Here is a 17893-nt window from a genome sequence, read left to right on the forward strand (position 1 = left end):
TATATGCTCAAAGGATTGTTTAATCAATAAATAGGAACAGATAAAATGATCAAAATCACCTTGGACAGCTCGACCGCCCAACGCCAGCTACAAGACATCGCAGGGCAACTTCGCCCCCCCCGATTATTATTCGGTGTGTTGGGTGAAACCTTAAAAAAAATTCACAGCGAACGCTTTAAGCAACAGATTGACCCACAAGGTCGGGCGTGGAAACCGTTAAGCCCGTTGACCCTGTCTGAAAAACGTGGTACAAAAATCTTGCGTGAACGTGGACAGCTGGCAGACACGCTGGCGTATAACTACGATGATAAAAGCCTAGAATTTGGATCGGGCTTACTTTACGCCCCCGTCCATCAATTTGGGGCAACCGTGCGACCGAAAAATGCCAAAATGCTCAAAACCAAAGGCGGACATTTTTTGCGTAAAGCCATGATCCCAGCTCGTCCATGGTTGGGTGTCAATAGCCAAAATGAGCAACAGTTATTAAGAAAAGCCAACGCCCATTTACAACGCCAATTAAACCAATCTGCCTAGTAACTCAAAATACCGTCTAAAAACGCCATACAGCGGTTTTATTTTTTAGTAATGGATTTTATCAAGCTAAAAAATTTAAACAAAATTGAACGGATTTAAACGGCTTTTGAACGACTTTAAAATGCTATTTTTTCTCAAATAGCATATTTACCCAAAAATCCCCCTATTTTATTCTTTAAACCCCTTTAAAAGCCTTTCCCCACCTTTTTCGTTAATCTGGCGTTAATTAGTGATGATTAACGGAAAGCTCAACCATGCAACTGATCGAAATTTTTAAAGCCGGTAAACGCCAATCTGCCAACGGCCAAGTATTTCATATTAGCCGTGATGACTTGCAAAAAGTGGTAGATAACTACAATGCCGAATTTCACGAAGCCCCTATGGTGGTTGGTCACCCTAAAATGGATGCTCCTGCTTATGGTTGGATTGAACGGCTTGAACTGGACGGTGATGTACTGAAAGCCCAACCGAAAGACGTAGATGCTGAATTTGCTGAACTGGTTCGCTGTGGTAAGTTTAAAAAAATCTCCGCTGCTTTTTATCTCCCTAACGCCAACAGCAACCCCAAACCTGACGGCTATTATCTTCGCCATGTGGGTTTTTTAGGGGCCATGCCCCCAGCGGTGAAAGGCTTAAAAGACCCGATTTTCAACGATAGCGAAAAAGATGTGGTGGAGTTTAGTGAGTTTAGCGACTGGGCGAACGCTGGGTTGTGGGCGAGATTGCGTGATTTTTTTATTGAGAAATTTGGCTTAGAAGAAACCGATAAAGTATTGCCAGCTTGGCAAGTGCAAGATTTACATGAACAAGCCATTCGAGATGAGATGAAAACCGAAAATCAGCCCGAATTTGCACCGCACTTTAGTGAAGAAACGGAACCGAACACGGCAGAACCAACCGACAACCATACAACGGATTTGATTACCTCAGATACTCAACCCCAAGGAGAAACTATGTCACTTGAAGACCAACAAAAATTGGCTGAATTAGAAGCTGAAAATGCCAAACTGCGTGCAACACAGGCGGAAATGGCGAAAGCTGCAACGGAAAAAGATAACGCCGAATTTGCCGAAAGCCTGTTAAATGCCGGCAAGCTCATTCCTCGCCAAAAGGAAGCAGCGTTAGCCTTGTTAAACACCGATTTTGACAGCGTAGAATTTGCGGAAAGCGATTTTAAACAGCATTTAAAAGCCTTTTTAAGCGAATTACCGAAAGCGGTGGAATTTGCCGAACAGGCCACCAAAGAAAATGTGGCTACCGCCCCCGATGAAACGGTGGAGTATGCTGAGGGAACTAGCCCAGAAAGCATTCAAGCAGATCAGGCTATTCGGACTTATATGAAAGAACACAACGTCGGTTATGCCGTCGCCTTTAACGCCATTTACCAATAAGGAGCAACCCATTATGGCTGATTTATCTAAACAACGCATTCAAGATCCTGTATTAACTGAACTGGCCAAAGGCTATCACAATGCCAATATGATCAGCGAAAGCCTGTTCCCTGTGGCAGAAACGGCCAAAGAAGGTGGCAAAATCCCTGTCTTTGGGCGTTTAGCGTTCCGTTTACAAACCACTAAGCGTGATGTGCGTGGGGCATCTAACCGTTTAACCCCTGAAGATATTAACTCTATCAGTATCGTGTTAGACGAAAACGATATTGAATACCCAATTGATTATCGTGAAGTCAATGAATCTGCGGATGTCTATCCACTTCGTCAATATGCCTTAGGGGTCACCCAAGATGTGATTGCGTTGGGGCGTGAAAAAGCCAGTGCAGCATTGGCATTAGATACCGCCAATTATGACGCCGGCAACAGTGTCACCTTAAGTGGCACGTCTCAATTCAGCGATGAGAAGTCTGATCCGATTGGTGTGATTAAACAAGGCATCCGCACTATTCAACGCAACACCGGTCGCAAGCCCAATGTGTGTGCGATTTCCGGTGATGTGTGGGCGGTGTTAAGCGAACACCCGAAAGTGTTGGAAAAAATCAAATATGTGCAGACCGCTATTTTAACCCCAGCCGATTTTGCTCGCTTAATCAATATTGACAGCGTAGTGATTGGTGAGGCTGTTTACGAAGAAAGCGGTGAACTCAAAGACATCTGGAGCAAGGATATTGTATTGGCGTATGTCGCCAACGGCACGGAACGTAAACGCAATATTTACGAACCGTCTTACGGTTACACCATTCGCCGTAAAAATGGCTTGTATGTCGATACCTATCAAGAAAACGGCGGAAAAATTGAAATTGTACGTACCACGGACATTCATAAAGCCCATATTGTGGGTAATGCAGCCGGTTATTTGATTAAAAATTGTATCTAGTGTTATCGGGGCATCTCGCCCCTTTACTCCCAAGGACTGATTATGGAAACGAAATTTTACCAACTTATTGCAAAAACTGCCCTGTTACATAACGGCGTACGTTATGAACAAGGCGAGAGTATCGAACTGACGGAGCAAGAAGCGGAAAATTTAACGCTTTATGTGCAGTTAGACGAAGCGGAAACAGCACGCAAAGCAGCGGAACAAAAAGCCAAAAAGGCAAAACAGAAAACCGTAGAACCTGATAAAACCAGCGATAAAACGGAATAGCAAGCATGTATATTCAAGCGGATGAATTGTTGGAAGTCATGAGCCAGCGTAATTTGATTGAACTGACTAACGACGAAAGCCGAGCCACGGAAATCAATTTAGCGGTGGCAGAAAAAGCCTGTATTCACGCCTGTGAAATCGTGGACGGTTATTTACGCTCACGCTATCTCACACCGTTAAATACGGTGCCAACCATCGTTCGCAATATTGCTTTACAGCTGGCTCGCTTTTGGTTGTATTCACGTCGCCCTGAAGGGAGTAAATTTCCCGACAACGTGAAAGACACCCACGCCCAAGCCTTGAAAGACTTGGAACGGATTCAAAATGGCAAATTACATTTAGGTTTGCCAACGCTGGCAGATGGGAATGATGACCATGTACTAGGGGAAGCAAAATTTCAGACCCGAAGCAAGCCAAAAATGGATTTAACAGGATACTAAGATGTCTGCCACTTTACCGATTTTAACCAGTATTCAGCAACGCTTGCTTGATACAACCAGTCAATTTGCGGTGGAGCTATTTCCCGATGATGTGGATAACTACTACCTGAAAGACGAAGTCGGGGCGGTGTTGGTGCAATATGCCGGTTCAAAGTTTGAAAGCCTAGACAGCGTGGACATTGTGCAACAACGCCGAGCGGTACAAATCGCTTTAACCGTGATTGCTCGCAGTCAACACAATGACCAAGGGGCGTTAGATATTTTAGACCAAATCCGTTTAAGCCTAACTGGCTTTCGCCCGACAAACTGCACGCCATGTCATTTAATCAGTGAGCAATTTATCGGTGAAGACAGTGGGCTGTGGCAGTATCAGTTATTGATACATACCGAAAGCTGGCAAGTGGAGCGAGTACAACCACAAGATTTACCCAAATTTACCACCGCACTTTATCGGGACAACACCCGAACCAGTGCGGCATTAACCAACAAATAGGAGCAATTATATGGCTTTTCATCACGGAACCAAAACCATTCGAGAAACTGGCGGTTCAGTCGCCGTTGAAACCGTTGACGGTGCCATTATCGGCATTGTCGGCACTGCCCCACAAGGGCCAGTAAACGAGCTGACGGTTTGCCAAACCACCAAAGATTTTAGCCAATTTGGCACCATTTTAAATCAGGGCTTTACCCTACCAGATGCCTTTGATGTATTGGCACGTTATGCTGCCGGCAAAGTCTATGTGGTCAACGTATTAGACCCAACCAAGCATCAAACCGCCGTCAATAGCGAAACCTTAACCCAAGATAACAGCACTTTAATAGCAAACACCCAAAAACAAGGCTTATTAACCTTGACCTTAAGCGGTGACGGTCAAACCCTGAGCGAAGGAACCGATTATGCGGTAACGCTACAAACCGGTGAAATTAAGCTCACCAAGTTATATGAAAATTTAACCGCTGATTACACTTACGCCGACCCAAGCAAGGTCACGGAGAATGACATTAAAGGCGGTATCAATGCTGCCACAGGCAAACGCCAAGGTTTTGAATTATTGCGTGATGGCTTTAACTTATACGGTGCCGATGCCAAAATTCTTATCTGCCCTGAATACGATGCCACTGCCAGCTGTGCGGCAAGCCTTGCCAGTCTTGCGGAACAATTAAAAGCCGTGGCTTATGTGCAATTGCCAAAAGGCACTAGCCTATCAAAAGCCATTTCAGGGCGTGGACCACTGGGCGATATTAATGCGTCCGCCAGTTCTGAACGAGTACGCCATTTCTTCCCTTATGCCGTAGGGTCAAGCAATACGCTCGAAAGCCTAGCGGTTCATGCCGCCGGCTTACGCATGAAAACCGATACCGATAATGGCTACTGGTTTAGCACTTCAAACCGTGAACTGTCTGGTGTGATTGGTATGGAAATTCCATTAACCGCTCGCATTGATGATGAACAAAGCGAAACCAACCTATTAAATGCGGTGGGGATTAGCACCATTTTTAACAGTTTTGGCACAGGCTTTAGATTATGGGGTAACCGTTCGTCTAACTATCCAACGGTCACCCATATTATCAATTTTGAAACGGCATTACGCACAGGCGATTTGATTGATGAAAGTATTCGCCGCACGGAATTGCAATTTATTGACCGTCCGATTGATGATGCACTGATTGACAGCCTTGTAGAAACTGTTGATACCTATATGCGAGCGTTACCAAGTATTGTGGGTTATTCGGTCGGGTTAGATTACGACTATGATTTAGTGGATGCCTTTAGTCAAGGCAAGGTGCCATTAACCTATGATTACACGCCAAAAATCCCAGCCGAACTCATTACTAACCGTTCCGTAATGACACGTAAATATTTGGCTAACTTAATTTCATCTAGCTAAGGAGAACAGCAATGAGCGTACAAATTAACCAAATCGTCAACGCCAATGTGTATATGGACGGTAATTCCTTACTGGGTAAGGCAAAAGATTTCAAACTGGCCGACATTGAGTTTGAAGAAATCGAACATAAAGGCCTTGGCTTACATGGCACCATTAAATTACCAGCTGGCATGAATGCTATTGAAGGGGAGGTGACTTGGGATAGTTTCTACCCTGAAGTGCGAGCCAAAGCCTATAACCCATACAAAAACGTGCAATTACAAGTGCGGTCAAATTTACAGGTGTTTGATGCCCGTGGCTTATTGGTGGAACAACCGATGGTCACCATTATGAACGTCAGTTTCAGCAAAACCACTGGCGGTAGCTTTAAAAACAAAGAGGCCACCGAACATGCAGACACGTTCCAGATTTACAGCATTAAGCAAACCGTGGCGGGCAAAGAGATCTTATTTATTGATGTCTTCGCTAATATCTTCCGTGTCAGTGGGCAAGATGTGCTAAGCACCTACCGCACGAATATCGGGCAATAACGCTAATTCAATGGGCGGTAAAACGTCCATTAAATCAACCTTAAACTTTATTTAAAAGGAACAAATGATGACAGACATTATTATCAAACTCGACTACCCCATCATCAACGGACAAGGCGAAGAAGTGACCGAACTCCACATCCGCCGAGCTAAAGCGAAAGACATCCGCAAAATGACAGGCAAAACCGAAGCGGAACAATCTATCAGTTTACTGGCTCAACTTACCGGACTGGTGCCAGAAGATATTGACGAGCTAGATATTGCCGACTTCACCAAAGCGGCAACGGAAGTGCAAAAAATGACGGGAAAGTCAGCCTAGACAAGCTCAATCAGGCGCAAGCGGATTTAATGTGGTGGTTTGGCTGGTCGCCCCGTGATGTGGATAATTTAACCCTAGATGAAACCGCACGCTGGCTGGAACAAGCCAACCGCCAAATTAAAGCCAGATACAGCAAAGCCGCTTTTTAGCGGCTTTTGGTTTAATTAACCAGTTTGTTAGGTGGGGTTTTGGGTTTTCGTTTGAAACGGGCTTTTATTTTTTCCCAGTCAGCTTGGTTTTTGGCGTTGAGTTTATCTTCATCAATAAAACTGCCGATTAAGACTAGAAGAAAAATTGCACCACTAATAAAAAACCATGTCAGGTGGGTTTGATAAAGCCAAACACCTAAAACCAACAGTAATAAGAAACCAATGAAGATGGCAATTTTGATAAAAACATTATCAATAAAATCGATTAACCATTTAAACATCATCTTTCTCCATAGAAACACATAAGGAAACTATAAATTATGTCGTCAAATTTAGCAATAGGTTTAGTGATTGGGGCTAGTGTGGGGTCTGCCCTTGCAGGCATTAAGAATGTGCGTAATAGTTTAAAGTTACTCAGCGATGACACGGTGAGCCACTGGAAAAAAGCGAGTATCTATGCAGGAAAATCCATTGCCAGCATAACCTCAGTGGCTACTGGGTTTAAAGGATTGAGTGCAATGACGGTCAATTTAGCCCAACCCGCCATTGAATTCGAATCTGCCATGGCAGGGGTGAAAAAAGTGGTGGATTTTGACACGCCACAACAGTTTAAGGAAATGAAGGAGGATATTTTAGCCTTAACTAGAACCATTCCGATGGCTGGGGAAGAGCTGGCAGCGATTGTGGCATCAGGCGGTCAGGCGGGGATTGCCCGTGAGAATCTGTTAGGCTTTGCCACGGATGCGGCGAAAATGGGGGTGGCGTTTGATATGGCGGCAGGGGATGCGGGTGGTGCGATGGCGACCATGGCAAATGTGCTGGGCAAGCCGATTGCGGAAATGGCACAATTAGGCGATGCCATTAACCATTTATCCGATAATGCCAACTCTAAAGCGGCGGATATTGTGAATGTGATCACCCGTGCGGGTTCAGATACCCGCATGCTAGGGTTAGATGCCAATCAGACCGCTGCCTTTGCTTCTACGTTTTTGTCAATGGGGAAAGCGCCAGAGCTTGCCGCACAAGCGATTAAGGGCATGAGTTCAAGTTTCATGCAGTTAAAAGCAGGACACGCCACCGATGAATTAAAACAACTGGGCTATACCACGGAAAGTTTTGCCAACGCCATGAATGAAGACGCACAGGGGGCAATTACGGGCTTTATTGCGAAGGTAAAACAATTACCAAAAGATAAGCAATATCCGCTTCTCGCCAAAATTTTTGGCAAACAATATGCCGATGATGTGTTATTGCTTGCCCAAAACACGGCGGAATATAACCGCCAGCTAGATTTACTCGAGCAAAAAGACGCAGGTGGTAATTTTGCCTATCTTGGCTCAATGGAGCGGGAATTTCAAAGCCAAGCAGGTACCACGCAAAATCAATTAAAAAAACTTAACTCAAGTTTTCAAGAAATTTTTGTCAAGCTAGGTGAAGCCTTATTGCCTGTTATTAATAATGTCATCAATGCGATTAAACCTGTGATTTTAACTATTTCTGATTGGATCTCAGCAAATGGACATATTATCGAAAGTTTGGTGACCGTGGGGGCGGGTCTTTTTGCCTTGGTTGGTGCAGGGTTAACCTTAAATGCAGCGTTTAACGCCCTGATGTTGCCTTTGGTGGCGGTGCGTGGCTTGATAGTGACGTTTTCCCCTTTGGTAATGAAACTTTGTTTAGCGTTCGGCTATGCCATTGGCTATGTATTTAAATTTGGTCGGTTTTTGTCGGGTTTTTTAGTTAAGGGCGTAACGTTAGCCGCTAAAGCCGTATTATTTTTAGGTCGCGCCTTACTCATGAACCCGATAGGCTTAATCATCACCGGCATTGCCGTGGCGGCTTACCTGATTTACCAATATTGGGAACCGATTAAAGCCTTTTTCATTATCCTATGGGCTACCGTAAAAACCGCCTTTGCTGGTTTTTGCAACTGGGTTGGCGGTATTTGGGATGGCATTTTAGGTTTATGGGCTGCGGTGTGGAATGGTGTAAGCGGTTGGTTTACTGGACTTTGGGGCAGTTTCAAAAGTTTGTTTAGTGGTAACTTTTCCGCTCTAGGCGAGATTATTCTCACCTTTAACCCCTTGAGTCTGTTCCAGTCTATTTTTAGCGGCGTGCTAAGCTGGTTCGGTGTCGATTTGCCCGCCAGTTTTAGCGGTTTCGGGCAAAATATCATTGATGGCTTAATCAATGGGATTAAAAATGCGTGGGAAGGGGCAAAAGAAATCGTCTCCAATTTAGGCTCAAGCATAAAAAACTGGTTTGCCGAGAAATTGGGGATCCATTCACCGAGCCGCGTGTTTAAAGGCTTTGGTGAAAATGTGGTGCAAGGGTTATCAATCGGGGTTGATGGAGAAAGTGCGGTTGCTATTCAGTCCGTCGGCAATGTGGCAGACAATATGCAAAAGGCTATGCCGAAAACCTTAAATACGCCAACCTTTAACCCATTGCAAATGGCAGTGGATATTGCCGCTAATACGGCAGATTTGCCTAAGGCAATGCCGAAAAAATTAGACGTGCCAACGCTTAACCCGTTGCAAATGGCGGTAGATATTGCCGCTAATACCGCCAATTTGCCGAAGACTATTCCGCAAAAAATAGAAACACCAACGTTGAATCCGTTGCAAATGGCAGTGGATATTGCCGCTAATACCGCCAATTTGCCGAAGACTATTCCGCAAAAAATAGAAACACCAACGTTGAATCCATTGCAAATGGCTGTCGATGTCGCCGCCAATACCGCTGGCATCGCCCCTAAGGTTACAAAACCTACTCAAAATGCGGTGAAAAAAATGAAAGTTTCTCCTGTGCAACCGCCATTGCCACAGGTAGCGAAAGCCGTAAAACCCACATTACCGCCTGTGGTGGATGCGGTGCCAGTAGTGCAAAATCCAGCCCCCGTCCCCGCCCCAATGCCAACAATGCAGCCCCTTGAAAATGCCCCAGCTCAACAAGGCTTTTGGGGCAATTTGTGGGATAGCATCAAAGGGATTGGAGCATCAATGGGTGACTGGATGCAAGGGTTCGATTTGACCAACGCTTTCAAATTTGGTTCGCAACTATTAGGGCAATCGCTTAATTTGCCTAATCTACCGAATCTGTTTCAGCAAAACGATTCGGATTTACGCACACCGAGCTTTAATCCGAACGCACAGCCAATGGCATTGCCACGCTTACAACGTCCAACAGAACCGCAAGGCGATACACAAACCACGGCCATTAATGGCGGTATAACGGTCAACTTTAACCCAACCATTCAAGTCAACGGTAATCAAGAGAAAAACGGCATTTTAAACGATATTCAACAGGGGTTAAATATGAGTTTAACTGAGTTTGAACGGCTGTTAGATCGGGTGCTTGACCAACGTCAACGTCGAGCGTATTAAGGAGATTATTATGTATTTTATGCTAGGCACCGTGGCCTTTGAGCCTATCAATCTTACCGATTTTTCTGAAACCTTTGCCGCACAATTTGCCGAACATCAGGTGTTAAAAGGCAAACCACGGCTACAAGCCATGGGCGAAAAGTTAATTGAGTTGCGTTTTTCCATTCGGTTACATTTTAAAATTGGCGGTGTAGAAAGCCGTTATCAAACTTTACTTACCGCAAAAGAAAAGCAACAAGCCTTAGCCTTAATGTGGGGAACCAAATACAAAGGCCAATTTGTGATCACTGATATTACTTCAACCACATTATTCACAGATGCCAAAGGTAATGCCTTATGCCGTGAAATGGACGTGAGTTTAAAAGAGTTTATCGGCGATGAACAAGCCGGCATATTGGGGGCGGCGTTAAGTTTAGGCGGTAAATCCTTGCTGGGTTCGATTTTACCCGATTCGGTGGTCAGTGCCTTATCCACCGCTAAACAAACTGTCAGCCGTGCGGTAGAACTTTATAACGCTGGCAAGCGTGCGGTGGATGAAGTCAAAAATACCGTAGCGATTATTCGCCAATTTGCCCAAGAACCAAGCACAGCGTTGGCTTATTTGCCGTCGGCTATCGGTAATTTAGATAGTGCCTTAGGCGGTTTTGGTGAGTTAACTTGCATGGGCGATATGTTGGACGGCGTACGCTCATTTTTACCGGTGGCATCCGAATTTAGCCAAGAAATGGGCAGTATTTATGGTGATTTACAACAGTTGCAACAATGCTTTGATTTAGGCAGTAACGGAGCAGATTGGTCGGACTGGGTGACACCGACTGTCAATAGCCTGGTAAGCCTTGATGACAGCTTTGATATGCTCGCCCCACGAGTGGCAGAAATGACCGCTTGGGTCGTATTACGCACTGATGAAACGGAGAATGAAGATGACCACACAAACCTTGCTTAAACATATTGTCAAACAGGGCGAACGTTGGGATCACCTTGCCTATTATTACTACGGCAACGCCTTAGAATATGCTCGTATCGTGCAGGCGAATCCGCATATTGCTTTTTGTGAAGTCTTGCCAACAGGGGCGGAAGTCTATATCCCTGTGTTAACGGTGAAACCCACCGATAATGCCGATATGCCGCCTTGGCTATCAGGAGGGTCGAATTGATGAACGTGCCACAACCTGATTTCTCGTTATTTTACGAAAAAACCAATATTACCGCCGATATTGAACCGCATTTAATTTCGCTGTCTTATACCGATTATTTAGAGGGGCAATCTGACGAATTACAAGTGGAATTTGAAGACATTTCGGGCAAATGGATTCGAGCGTGGTTTCCCACCCAAGGGGATAAACTCAAGGCAGCAATTGGCTATAAGCATCAACCGTTAGTGGAAATTGGAGCCTTTGAGATTGACGAAGTGGAATACAGTTACAAACCCACAACAGTAAGCCTAAAAGCCCTTAGCACAGGCATCAGCAAAGCCAACCGCACCAACAAGCCGAAAGCCTATGAGAACACTACGCTTGCTCAAATTGTGGCAAAAGTGGCGGAACGGTTAAAATTAAAAGTGGTCGGTAAAATTGACAATATTCCAATTAAACGTGTGACCCAATATCAAGAACGAGGTGTAGAATTTTTGGCTCGCCTTGCTCGTGAATATCACCACAGCTTTAAAATTGTGGGCGATCAGTTAGTTTTCACCAATAAAAGCGAACTGGGGCAAAGCGAACCGGTGTTGGTATTAGAAGAAAACCAGACCATTAGCCTACGACTTCGAGATCGGATCAAAGATACGGCTAAAGCCGTGAATATTAGCGGTTATGATGCCAACGGTAAGAAAGTCGTCAAAAAATACAAAAAACGCACCGCACTTCGACCACAACTAAAGCAAGCCAAAACGGCGAGCGAAGATACCTTACAAGTTATTACCCGAGGTGAAAGCCAACAACAAATTGATGCTCGTGGTGAAGCCGCATTGGCGGAGCAAAATGACGACCAAACTGCTGGCAAAATTACTTTAATTGGCAACCCGAAATTGGTGGCTGGAGCAACGATTTTATTAACCAATCTTGGCGTATTTTCTGGTAAATATTTGATTAAACAATCCCGCCACAGTATTATCCGTTCGCAAAGTTACACCACTGAAATTGAAGTGCGGATGCTGGAATTTATCCCTGATGATTTAGAAAATGTAGTCCAAGGAGAAAGCCATGTTAACTCATGATTTTACAGCAACCTTTCAACAAGGGATAGTGTCCGCCGTGGATAGTCAAGCCCACAAAGTGCGGTGTCAAATTCCAGCTTTAGAGAATTTAGAAACTGCTTGGCTACCCTTTTTAACACAAAATTCAGGCGGCAATCAGTTTTATTGTTTGCCTGACGCGGGCGAACTGGTGGCGATATTACTTGATGCCCGCGGGGAAGACGGTTGTGTACTGGGTACATTTTACAATGAGCAAGATCCACCGCCTACGAGCAACGGCAATCTATGGGTGAAAAAATTCAACAATGGAACCATTATTCAACATGATCGCCATAGCGGAGATTTGACTATTCACACCACAGGCAAAGTGATTGTGAATAATTGCGATGTCATCGTCAACAATGGCAATGTCAATGTGAATAGCGGTGATGTGGTCGCTGATGGTATTAGTTTAAAACACCATAAACACCAAGAACAAGGTGACGGAAACCCAACCTCCGCCCCACTTTAAACCACAATTAATACTTCTTTAAACCGCTTTAAAAGCTAATTTTAAGGCGGTTTTTTACAATGATTTTATGAACATATTAACCCCGATTCCCTCAACCCATTGGCAACTTGCCCCCGACCTTGCAGACGGTACGGTGTGGGGCATTGATGATATACATTTATGTATTGCCAATATTTTATCCACCCCGAAAGGGACGGATATTTTACGCCCTGAGTTTGGTTCCAATCATTTTGATTATTTAGACCAACCCTATGACGTGGCTTTGCCAAATATGGTGCGAGAAATCACTCAGGCATTGCAGAAATGGGAAACTCGTATCGTAGTGGATGAAGTGTTCATTGACGGACAAGCTCCGCATTTTACTCTGACCGTGAAATGGTCGCTGACCGATGCGGTTTACCCCGAGATTTATACCACGCAAGTGCAAGGATAATGCCAAATGACCCAAGATGAAATCAAAATTATCAGTGATGATGTAAGCCAAATTTTAGCCGAAAGCATTGCGGATTATGAACAACGCACCGGCAAAACCTTACAACCAGCTCATATTGAACGTTCCATTATTCAAACCTATGCCTACCGTGAACAGTTGGTCCGTGCTGGTATTAACCATGCTTTTTTACAGACATTTCCGCAATTTGCCACAGGCTTAGCGTTAGATTTATGTGGCGAGCCGATGGGCTGTTACCGATTAACCGATCAGGCGGCACGCTGTACATTACGCTTTAGCCTAGAAGACAGTCACGACAATGTGGTTATCCCCGCCAACACCCAGGTATCCGCTAGCGATAGTCTTTATTTTTCGACCGTGGCAGAGGTGGTCATTCGTTCAACAGAGCAATATGTTGACATAGAAGCGGTGGCGAATTTAACGGGCTTGATTGGCAATGGTTGGCAAATAGGACAAGTTAAAACCGTAAAAACACCGTTAGATAGCAATGTCACCGTGCAAAATATAGATGAAACCCGTGGCGGTATTGATACCGAAAGCGATGATGATTATCGCAAGCGGATATTACTTGCCCCTGAAGCCTTTACCACTTGTGGTTCTATTGCCGCTTATGAATATTATACTCGTGCGGTATCACAAACCATTGCAGATGTGGCTATTCATACGCCACAAGGCGGTACGGTAATCGTCACGGTATTAACAAAACAAGGCTTACCAACGCAGACTTTACTTAATCAGATAAAAGACTATTTAAGCGCAGAAAAACACCGTCCTCTATGTGATACGGTACAAGTACAAGCGCCGGAGAAAATTCCCTTTACCGTTGAGGCTAGTCTGGATTTATTCACCACCTACGCTGAAAATGAAGTAAAAGCCAAGGCTGAAACCGCACTTAAAAACTATTTGTCTGGTCGTAGTCAAAAATTGGGGGTAGACATTGTGCCATTAGATATTCAAACCGCATTAAAAGTGGAAGGTGTATACAACGTTACCCTGACACAACCGCCCCTCACTGAATTGACCGAGCAACAATGGGCAAACTGTGAAAACATTATTATTCACATTAATGAGGTGCGGAAAAATGGCTAGACTGAATTATCCCAATATTATTCAAACATCAGCTAAAAACACCGCACTCGCTGAGTTAGGCAAAGGATTTTCACAGCTTGATTTAACCTTAATCCTGTCAAATTTGGTAGATGTAGTACCTGCAAGAATGTTGCCGTTATTGGCAGAAAAATGGAGCGTCACCGGCTATGATGGTTGGCTGTTAGCTGAAAGTGACAGTGCTAAACGCCAACTGATTAAAAATGCCGTGCAACTACATCGTTACAAAGGCACGCCGTGGTCAATTCGTGAAATCATTCGCCAGTTGGGCTTTGGTGACGTGGTAATTTTAGAGGGATTATTTGATAAACGCCACGATAACAGCATTAAACGGGACGGCAATTTCTATCACGGTGACCGCTCAAAATGGGCTTGTTACCGAGTGATTTTGAACCAAGCCATCACTAACGACCAAGCCGAGCAAATTCGCCAAACCTTACAAGTATTCGCCCCTGCTAGATGTGTGTTGGCAAGCCTAGATTACCGTTCCGTTGCTATTCGTCATAACAACAAGGCCACTCGTAACGGTATTTACAATCGTGGCACAGCATAACTTATTCATATTATAGGAGAACCTATGGCAAACTTAAAAGAAACCGCCCAATGGGAAACGGGTATTTATCAGTTAGAAACCAGCGACCCTGTCATGGGTGGTGAAGACGGTGTAGACAATCGGCAAGCTAAACAACTTGCCAACCGTACGGCTTATTTAAAAGAACAAGTGGAAAGCCTCGGCTCAGACAAAGCCAACGCCAACCACAGCCACGCCATTGCGGATATTACCAATTTACAAACCACGCTAAATAGCAAAGCTAATGCCACGGATTTAACCAGTGCCAATAGCAATTTCACTACGTTGAGAAATATTTTAGTGGGTGTGCCGATTCCCCACCCTTTATCTTCTGTACCAACAGGCTGTTTAGTCATGAATGGGCAAAGTTTTAACAAAACCCTTTATCCCGTGCTTGCCACCAAATACCCGAGCGGTGTATTGCCTGATTTACGGGGTGAATTTATTCGGGGTTGGGATAATGGGCGAGGGGTGGATAGTGGGCGTAATTTGTTGAGTTTGCAAGGAGATGCTATTCGAAATTTAGAAGGTCGGATTTCTGGTATTGTCACGCAGTTTGGTGGTGTATTAAATGCAACTGGTGTATTCAAAGTCGATCCAACTAAATTTGATAATATTTTTGGTTCAAGCACTAAAGTTAGTGATTATGGCGATTATTTAGGATTTGATGCAAGCCTAGTTGTACCAACTGCATCAGAAAACCGCCCACGCAACATCGCTTTCCACTACATCTGCCTAGCTGCATAAGGAGTTAAACAATGATCCAATTTGACCAACAGGGCTTTGCCCTAGAAAGCGGTGAAATCACCGTTTACCAAACCAACAGCAATAATGAATTTTCGGGAGCAACCACGGAATTTGTCAGTGTTGGCGGGGGGCTTTCCGCCAATAGTTATTTAGATGCCCCACCCAATGTGAAAAACGGCTTTGCCATTGTGCGTGAAAATAACAGCTGGCAATATGTGGAAGATCACCGTGGGGAAACCGTGTATTCCACCGTTGACCGTTCAAGTTTTGAAATTAAAGAACTGGGTAAAATTCCCGAAAATTACACCGCAGTTAAACCTGAAAATGATTATTGCGACTGGAATGGTATGCAATGGGTGATTAACGCCGAAAAATAAGCCGAATTAAAAGCCAGCCAACAGGCCCAAGTGTGGGAGAAAATCAAACAAAAACGCCATGAAAACGGACGGGCGGGCGTGTATGTAGAATCCGTGGATAAATGGTTTCACACCGATGACAACAGCCGTCAACAATATATTTTCTTACGCACCCTGGAAAACTATTCCACGCTTCAATGGAAAACCATGGACAACAGCTTTGTGGCGTTAGATAAAGCCTTGCTTGATGAACTTTCTTTGGTGATTTTAAACAACGAACAGGCGGATTTTACCAATGCGGAAACGCATCGCTTGAATATGTTACAGGCGGAAAATCCACTGGATTATGACTTCTCAACAGGCTGGAGTGAAACCTATGGAAACTAAAATCTATTTAGCGTTGTACAAAAACAAGCGTTCGTGGTTAAAAGAACCTGTGAAAGCCTTTAGTGATTGGTTGACTCGAAAGCTCACCAAAGGGCAATATTCCCATTGTGAAATTGCGGTGCAAAAAACCGTATTTACTCGGGGCAGCCATTATGAGCAAGAAAGTTATTTTGAGTGCTATTCGTCTTCGGTGCAAGATGGCGGCGTGCGTTGCAAAGAAATCAATTTAACAGGCGAAAAGTGGGATCTAATCCCACTTAAACACGTCACAGAAAGCCAAGTTAAAGGCTATTTTGAACAGACCAAGGGCATGGCATATGACTGGTGGGGAGCGATTGGCGTGGTGTTAGGCATTAAGCAAAAACGCAGTAAATTCTTTTGCAGTGAGTGGTGTTTTAATGCGTTATATCAGTCAGAGAGTGGTTGGAGGTTTAGTCCGAATGATTTGGCGGTGATGGTGAGAAATTAAGGGGACTTCAATGAAGAAAAATTTAGTCGCATTAGCTGTTGCAGCTACAATAGCTCAAGCACATACTAAAAATAGCAAGCAAGCAAGCAAGCAAGCAAGCAAGCAAGCAAGCAAGCAAGCAAGCAAGCAAGCAAGCAAGCAAGCAAGCAAGCAAGCAAGCAATTTCTAGTATAAGTTATTTTAAACAAGCTCCGCTACCTTTTATTGGACAAAAGCGGATGTTTTTAAAATATTTTGAACGCATATTAAATGAGAATATTCCCGATGACGGCGAGGGGTGGACGATTGTAGATGCCTTTGGTGGTAGCGGTTTGTTGAGTCATGTGGCGAAACGATTAAAGCCGAAAGCTAGAGTAATTTATAATGATTTTGACAGCTATGCAGAACGTCTAAAACATATTGATGATATTAACCGTTTGCGTGGGTTGATTGCTCCGTTACTTGCTACCACTCAAAAGCAAAAACGTGTAGATGGCAGAGTTAAACAACAAATTATTGATGTGATTAATGGGTTTGATGGCTATATTAATGAGCATATTCTATGCAGTTGGCTTTGTTTTAGTGGGCAACAGGTCAAAGACTTAGACGCATTATTTAAAGAAGATTTTTGGAATTGTATTCGTCAGTCGGATTACCCAAGTGCAGACGGCTATTTAGATGGTTTAGAAGTGGTGAACGAGAGTTTTCATAAACTACTACCACAATTTAAAGATGACCCAAAAGCCTTATTGGTGTTAGATCCTCCATATTTATGTACACATCAAGCTAGCTATAAGCAAGCCACTTACTTTGATTTAATTGATTTCCTGCGGTTGGTGGATTTGACTCGCCCACCGTACATTTTCTTTAGCTCCACCAAGAGCGAATTTATTCGGTTTATTGAGTATATGGTGGCGGAGAAAAAAGATAATTGGCAAGCGTTTGAAAACTGCGAGCGAATCGTGGTGAAAACGTCGGTGAGTTATAGTGGTAAATATGAGGATAATTTGGTTTTTAAATTCAATTAAAACAGCATTTAAAACCAAGTTAAAATAGGTTCAAAAAACCACTTAAAATGAGAAAAATTGCATTTTAAAATTTCTCACTTTAAGTGGTTTTGTTTCTCATTTTAAGCGGTCGGCAACATTTCGTATAACCATTGCCACCTGATGAAAATGACAAAGTTGAATAGGAGTATCAAAAAGATCTTTCAGTAATCCACGCTTCCCATCACATGTAATAGATTGAATTTTATAGCCTTTTTCTCTCAGTT

Annotated in this window: 25 protein-coding genes; 24 read left to right on the plus strand and 1 reads right to left on the minus strand. The window is 43.9% G+C overall.

Features of this window, described 5'->3' with window-relative positions:
- The first annotated feature begins 45 nt into the window (after positions 1-45).
- The 10 genes from E0709_RS11860 (at position 46) to E0709_RS11905 (ending at position 6459) form a co-directional block, all read left to right on the plus strand.
- A complete protein-coding gene (locus E0709_RS11860) occupies positions 46-534 on the plus strand; it encodes a phage virion morphogenesis protein (RefSeq protein WP_132302960.1) in 489 nt (162 codons plus the stop codon).
- Positions 535-788: 254 nt separating this feature from the next.
- On the plus strand, positions 789-1925 hold the full coding sequence (locus E0709_RS11865; RefSeq protein WP_132302959.1) for a peptidase: 1137 nt from the start codon (positions 789-791) through the stop codon (positions 1923-1925).
- A gap of 13 nt (positions 1926-1938) precedes the next feature.
- Entirely contained in the window at positions 1939-2862 is a 924-nt protein-coding gene (locus tag E0709_RS11870; RefSeq protein ID WP_132302958.1) for a major capsid protein, read from the plus strand.
- A 42-nt stretch (positions 2863-2904) separates the two neighbouring features.
- Positions 2905-3132 (plus strand): DUF7210 family protein, encoded by a 228-nt coding sequence (locus E0709_RS11875; RefSeq protein ID WP_132302957.1) that lies wholly within the window; start codon positions 2905-2907, stop codon positions 3130-3132.
- Positions 3133-3137: 5 nt separating this feature from the next.
- On the plus strand, positions 3138-3572 hold the full coding sequence (locus E0709_RS11880; protein ID WP_132302956.1) for a gp436 family protein: 435 nt from the start codon (positions 3138-3140) through the stop codon (positions 3570-3572).
- A gap of 1 nt (position 3573) precedes the next feature.
- The gene (locus E0709_RS11885; RefSeq protein ID WP_132302955.1) at positions 3574-4065 is read left to right on the plus strand and encodes a Gp37 family protein; all 492 of its coding nucleotides are present in this window, start codon (positions 3574-3576) and stop codon (positions 4063-4065) included.
- 10 nt (positions 4066-4075) lie between these two features.
- Positions 4076-5461, plus strand: a complete 1386-nt coding sequence (locus E0709_RS11890) for a phage tail sheath family protein (RefSeq protein ID WP_132302954.1) — start codon at positions 4076-4078, stop codon at positions 5459-5461.
- 11 nt (positions 5462-5472) lie between these two features.
- Positions 5473-5991, plus strand: coding sequence for a phage major tail tube protein (locus E0709_RS11895; RefSeq protein WP_132302953.1), 519 nt, complete (start codon positions 5473-5475; stop codon positions 5989-5991).
- Positions 5992-6058: 67 nt separating this feature from the next.
- Entirely contained in the window at positions 6059-6310 is a 252-nt protein-coding gene (locus E0709_RS11900) for a phage tail assembly protein (protein WP_132302952.1), read from the plus strand.
- 29 nt (positions 6311-6339) lie between these two features.
- On the plus strand, positions 6340-6459 hold the full coding sequence (locus E0709_RS11905; protein WP_132302951.1) for a GpE family phage tail protein: 120 nt from the start codon (positions 6340-6342) through the stop codon (positions 6457-6459).
- Between the two features lie 11 nt (positions 6460-6470).
- Here the strand turns inward: E0709_RS11905 and E0709_RS11910 are convergent, their stop codons facing one another.
- Positions 6471-6740 (minus strand): hypothetical protein, encoded by a 270-nt coding sequence (locus E0709_RS11910; RefSeq protein ID WP_132302950.1) that lies wholly within the window; start codon positions 6738-6740, stop codon positions 6471-6473.
- Between the two features lie 39 nt (positions 6741-6779).
- Between E0709_RS11910 and E0709_RS11915 the strand changes: the two genes are divergently transcribed.
- From E0709_RS11915 to E0709_RS11980, 14 genes are all read left to right on the plus strand, one after another.
- Positions 6780-9845 (plus strand): phage tail tape measure protein, encoded by a 3066-nt coding sequence (locus E0709_RS11915; RefSeq protein ID WP_132302949.1) that lies wholly within the window; start codon positions 6780-6782, stop codon positions 9843-9845.
- Between the two features lie 10 nt (positions 9846-9855).
- Positions 9856-10791 (plus strand): phage tail protein, encoded by a 936-nt coding sequence (locus E0709_RS11920; RefSeq protein WP_132302948.1) that lies wholly within the window; start codon positions 9856-9858, stop codon positions 10789-10791.
- Complete coding sequence (locus E0709_RS11925) at positions 10769-11002, plus strand: tail protein X (RefSeq protein WP_132302947.1); 234 nt, start codon at positions 10769-10771, stop codon at positions 11000-11002. Before E0709_RS11920 ends, E0709_RS11925 begins: the two co-directional genes overlap by 23 nt.
- Positions 10999-12063, plus strand: coding sequence for a phage late control D family protein (locus E0709_RS11930; RefSeq protein ID WP_132302946.1), 1065 nt, complete (start codon positions 10999-11001; stop codon positions 12061-12063). The genes E0709_RS11925 and E0709_RS11930 overlap by 4 nt, the downstream gene beginning before the upstream one ends.
- Positions 12050-12553 (plus strand): phage baseplate assembly protein V, encoded by a 504-nt coding sequence (locus E0709_RS11935; protein WP_132302945.1) that lies wholly within the window; start codon positions 12050-12052, stop codon positions 12551-12553. Before E0709_RS11930 ends, E0709_RS11935 begins: the two co-directional genes overlap by 14 nt.
- Before the next feature lie 67 nt (positions 12554-12620).
- Positions 12621-12986, plus strand: a complete 366-nt coding sequence (locus E0709_RS11940; protein ID WP_132302944.1) for a GPW/gp25 family protein — start codon at positions 12621-12623, stop codon at positions 12984-12986.
- Between the two features lie 6 nt (positions 12987-12992).
- Entirely contained in the window at positions 12993-14093 is a 1101-nt protein-coding gene (locus E0709_RS11945; RefSeq protein WP_132302943.1) for a baseplate assembly protein, read from the plus strand.
- Positions 14086-14664, plus strand: coding sequence for a phage tail protein I (locus E0709_RS11950; protein WP_132302942.1), 579 nt, complete (start codon positions 14086-14088; stop codon positions 14662-14664). Before E0709_RS11945 ends, E0709_RS11950 begins: the two co-directional genes overlap by 8 nt.
- Positions 14665-14688: 24 nt before the next feature.
- Entirely contained in the window at positions 14689-15429 is a 741-nt protein-coding gene (locus E0709_RS11955) for a tail fiber protein (RefSeq protein ID WP_132302941.1), read from the plus strand.
- Positions 15430-15440: 11 nt separating this feature from the next.
- A complete protein-coding gene (locus tag E0709_RS11960; protein WP_132302940.1) occupies positions 15441-15806 on the plus strand; it encodes a tail fiber assembly protein in 366 nt (121 codons plus the stop codon).
- A 30-nt stretch (positions 15807-15836) separates the two neighbouring features.
- Positions 15837-16172 carry a DUF4376 domain-containing protein gene (locus E0709_RS11965; protein ID WP_132302939.1) on the plus strand — a complete coding sequence of 112 codons (336 nt, stop codon included), beginning with the start codon at positions 15837-15839 and terminating at the stop codon, positions 16170-16172.
- Positions 16162-16641, plus strand: a complete 480-nt coding sequence (locus E0709_RS11970) for an enoyl-CoA hydratase (RefSeq protein ID WP_132302938.1) — start codon at positions 16162-16164, stop codon at positions 16639-16641. The genes E0709_RS11965 and E0709_RS11970 overlap by 11 nt, the downstream gene beginning before the upstream one ends.
- Positions 16642-16651: 10 nt before the next feature.
- Positions 16652-16810 (plus strand): adhesin, encoded by a 159-nt coding sequence (locus E0709_RS11975; protein ID WP_135107938.1) that lies wholly within the window; start codon positions 16652-16654, stop codon positions 16808-16810.
- A 49-nt stretch (positions 16811-16859) separates the two neighbouring features.
- A complete protein-coding gene (locus E0709_RS11980) occupies positions 16860-17648 on the plus strand; it encodes a hypothetical protein (protein WP_243640879.1) in 789 nt (262 codons plus the stop codon).
- Positions 17649-17893: the final 245 nt, after the last annotated feature.

This window comes from Lonepinella koalarum (genome assembly GCF_004565475.1).
GTDB lineage: Bacteria > Pseudomonadota > Gammaproteobacteria > Enterobacterales > Pasteurellaceae > Lonepinella > Lonepinella koalarum.

Excerpts from the sequence above, each read along its gene's own strand:
- E0709_RS11860 (WP_132302960.1), top strand. The coding sequence starts at position 46 with ATGATCAAAATCACCTTGGACAGCTCGACCGCCCAACGCCAGCTACAA.
- E0709_RS11865 (WP_132302959.1), top strand. The coding sequence starts at position 789 with ATGCAACTGATCGAAATTTTTAAAGCCGGTAAACGCCAATCTGCCAAC.
- E0709_RS11870 (WP_132302958.1), top strand. The coding sequence starts at position 1,939 with ATGGCTGATTTATCTAAACAACGCATTCAAGATCCTGTATTAACTGAA.
- E0709_RS11875 (WP_132302957.1), top strand. The coding sequence starts at position 2,905 with ATGGAAACGAAATTTTACCAACTTATTGCAAAAACTGCCCTGTTACAT.
- E0709_RS11880 (WP_132302956.1), top strand. The coding sequence starts at position 3,138 with ATGTATATTCAAGCGGATGAATTGTTGGAAGTCATGAGCCAGCGTAAT.
- E0709_RS11885 (WP_132302955.1), top strand. The coding sequence starts at position 3,574 with ATGTCTGCCACTTTACCGATTTTAACCAGTATTCAGCAACGCTTGCTT.
- E0709_RS11890 (WP_132302954.1), top strand. The coding sequence starts at position 4,076 with ATGGCTTTTCATCACGGAACCAAAACCATTCGAGAAACTGGCGGTTCA.
- E0709_RS11895 (WP_132302953.1), top strand. The coding sequence starts at position 5,473 with ATGAGCGTACAAATTAACCAAATCGTCAACGCCAATGTGTATATGGAC.
- E0709_RS11900 (WP_132302952.1), top strand. The coding sequence starts at position 6,059 with ATGACAGACATTATTATCAAACTCGACTACCCCATCATCAACGGACAA.
- E0709_RS11905 (WP_132302951.1), top strand. The coding sequence starts at position 6,340 with ATGTGGTGGTTTGGCTGGTCGCCCCGTGATGTGGATAATTTAACCCTA.
- E0709_RS11910 (WP_132302950.1), bottom strand. The coding sequence starts at position 6,740 with ATGTTTAAATGGTTAATCGATTTTATTGATAATGTTTTTATCAAAATT.
- E0709_RS11915 (WP_132302949.1), top strand. The coding sequence starts at position 6,780 with ATGTCGTCAAATTTAGCAATAGGTTTAGTGATTGGGGCTAGTGTGGGG.
- E0709_RS11920 (WP_132302948.1), top strand. The coding sequence starts at position 9,856 with ATGTATTTTATGCTAGGCACCGTGGCCTTTGAGCCTATCAATCTTACC.
- E0709_RS11925 (WP_132302947.1), top strand. The coding sequence starts at position 10,769 with ATGACCACACAAACCTTGCTTAAACATATTGTCAAACAGGGCGAACGT.
- E0709_RS11935 (WP_132302945.1), top strand. The coding sequence starts at position 12,050 with ATGTTAACTCATGATTTTACAGCAACCTTTCAACAAGGGATAGTGTCC.
- E0709_RS11940 (WP_132302944.1), top strand. The coding sequence starts at position 12,621 with ATGAACATATTAACCCCGATTCCCTCAACCCATTGGCAACTTGCCCCC.
- E0709_RS11945 (WP_132302943.1), top strand. The coding sequence starts at position 12,993 with ATGACCCAAGATGAAATCAAAATTATCAGTGATGATGTAAGCCAAATT.
- E0709_RS11950 (WP_132302942.1), top strand. The coding sequence starts at position 14,086 with ATGGCTAGACTGAATTATCCCAATATTATTCAAACATCAGCTAAAAAC.
- E0709_RS11955 (WP_132302941.1), top strand. The coding sequence starts at position 14,689 with ATGGCAAACTTAAAAGAAACCGCCCAATGGGAAACGGGTATTTATCAG.
- E0709_RS11960 (WP_132302940.1), top strand. The coding sequence starts at position 15,441 with ATGATCCAATTTGACCAACAGGGCTTTGCCCTAGAAAGCGGTGAAATC.
- E0709_RS11970 (WP_132302938.1), top strand. The coding sequence starts at position 16,162 with ATGGAAACTAAAATCTATTTAGCGTTGTACAAAAACAAGCGTTCGTGG.
- E0709_RS11975 (WP_135107938.1), top strand. The coding sequence starts at position 16,652 with ATGAAGAAAAATTTAGTCGCATTAGCTGTTGCAGCTACAATAGCTCAA.
- E0709_RS11980 (WP_243640879.1), top strand. The coding sequence starts at position 16,860 with ATGTTTTTAAAATATTTTGAACGCATATTAAATGAGAATATTCCCGAT.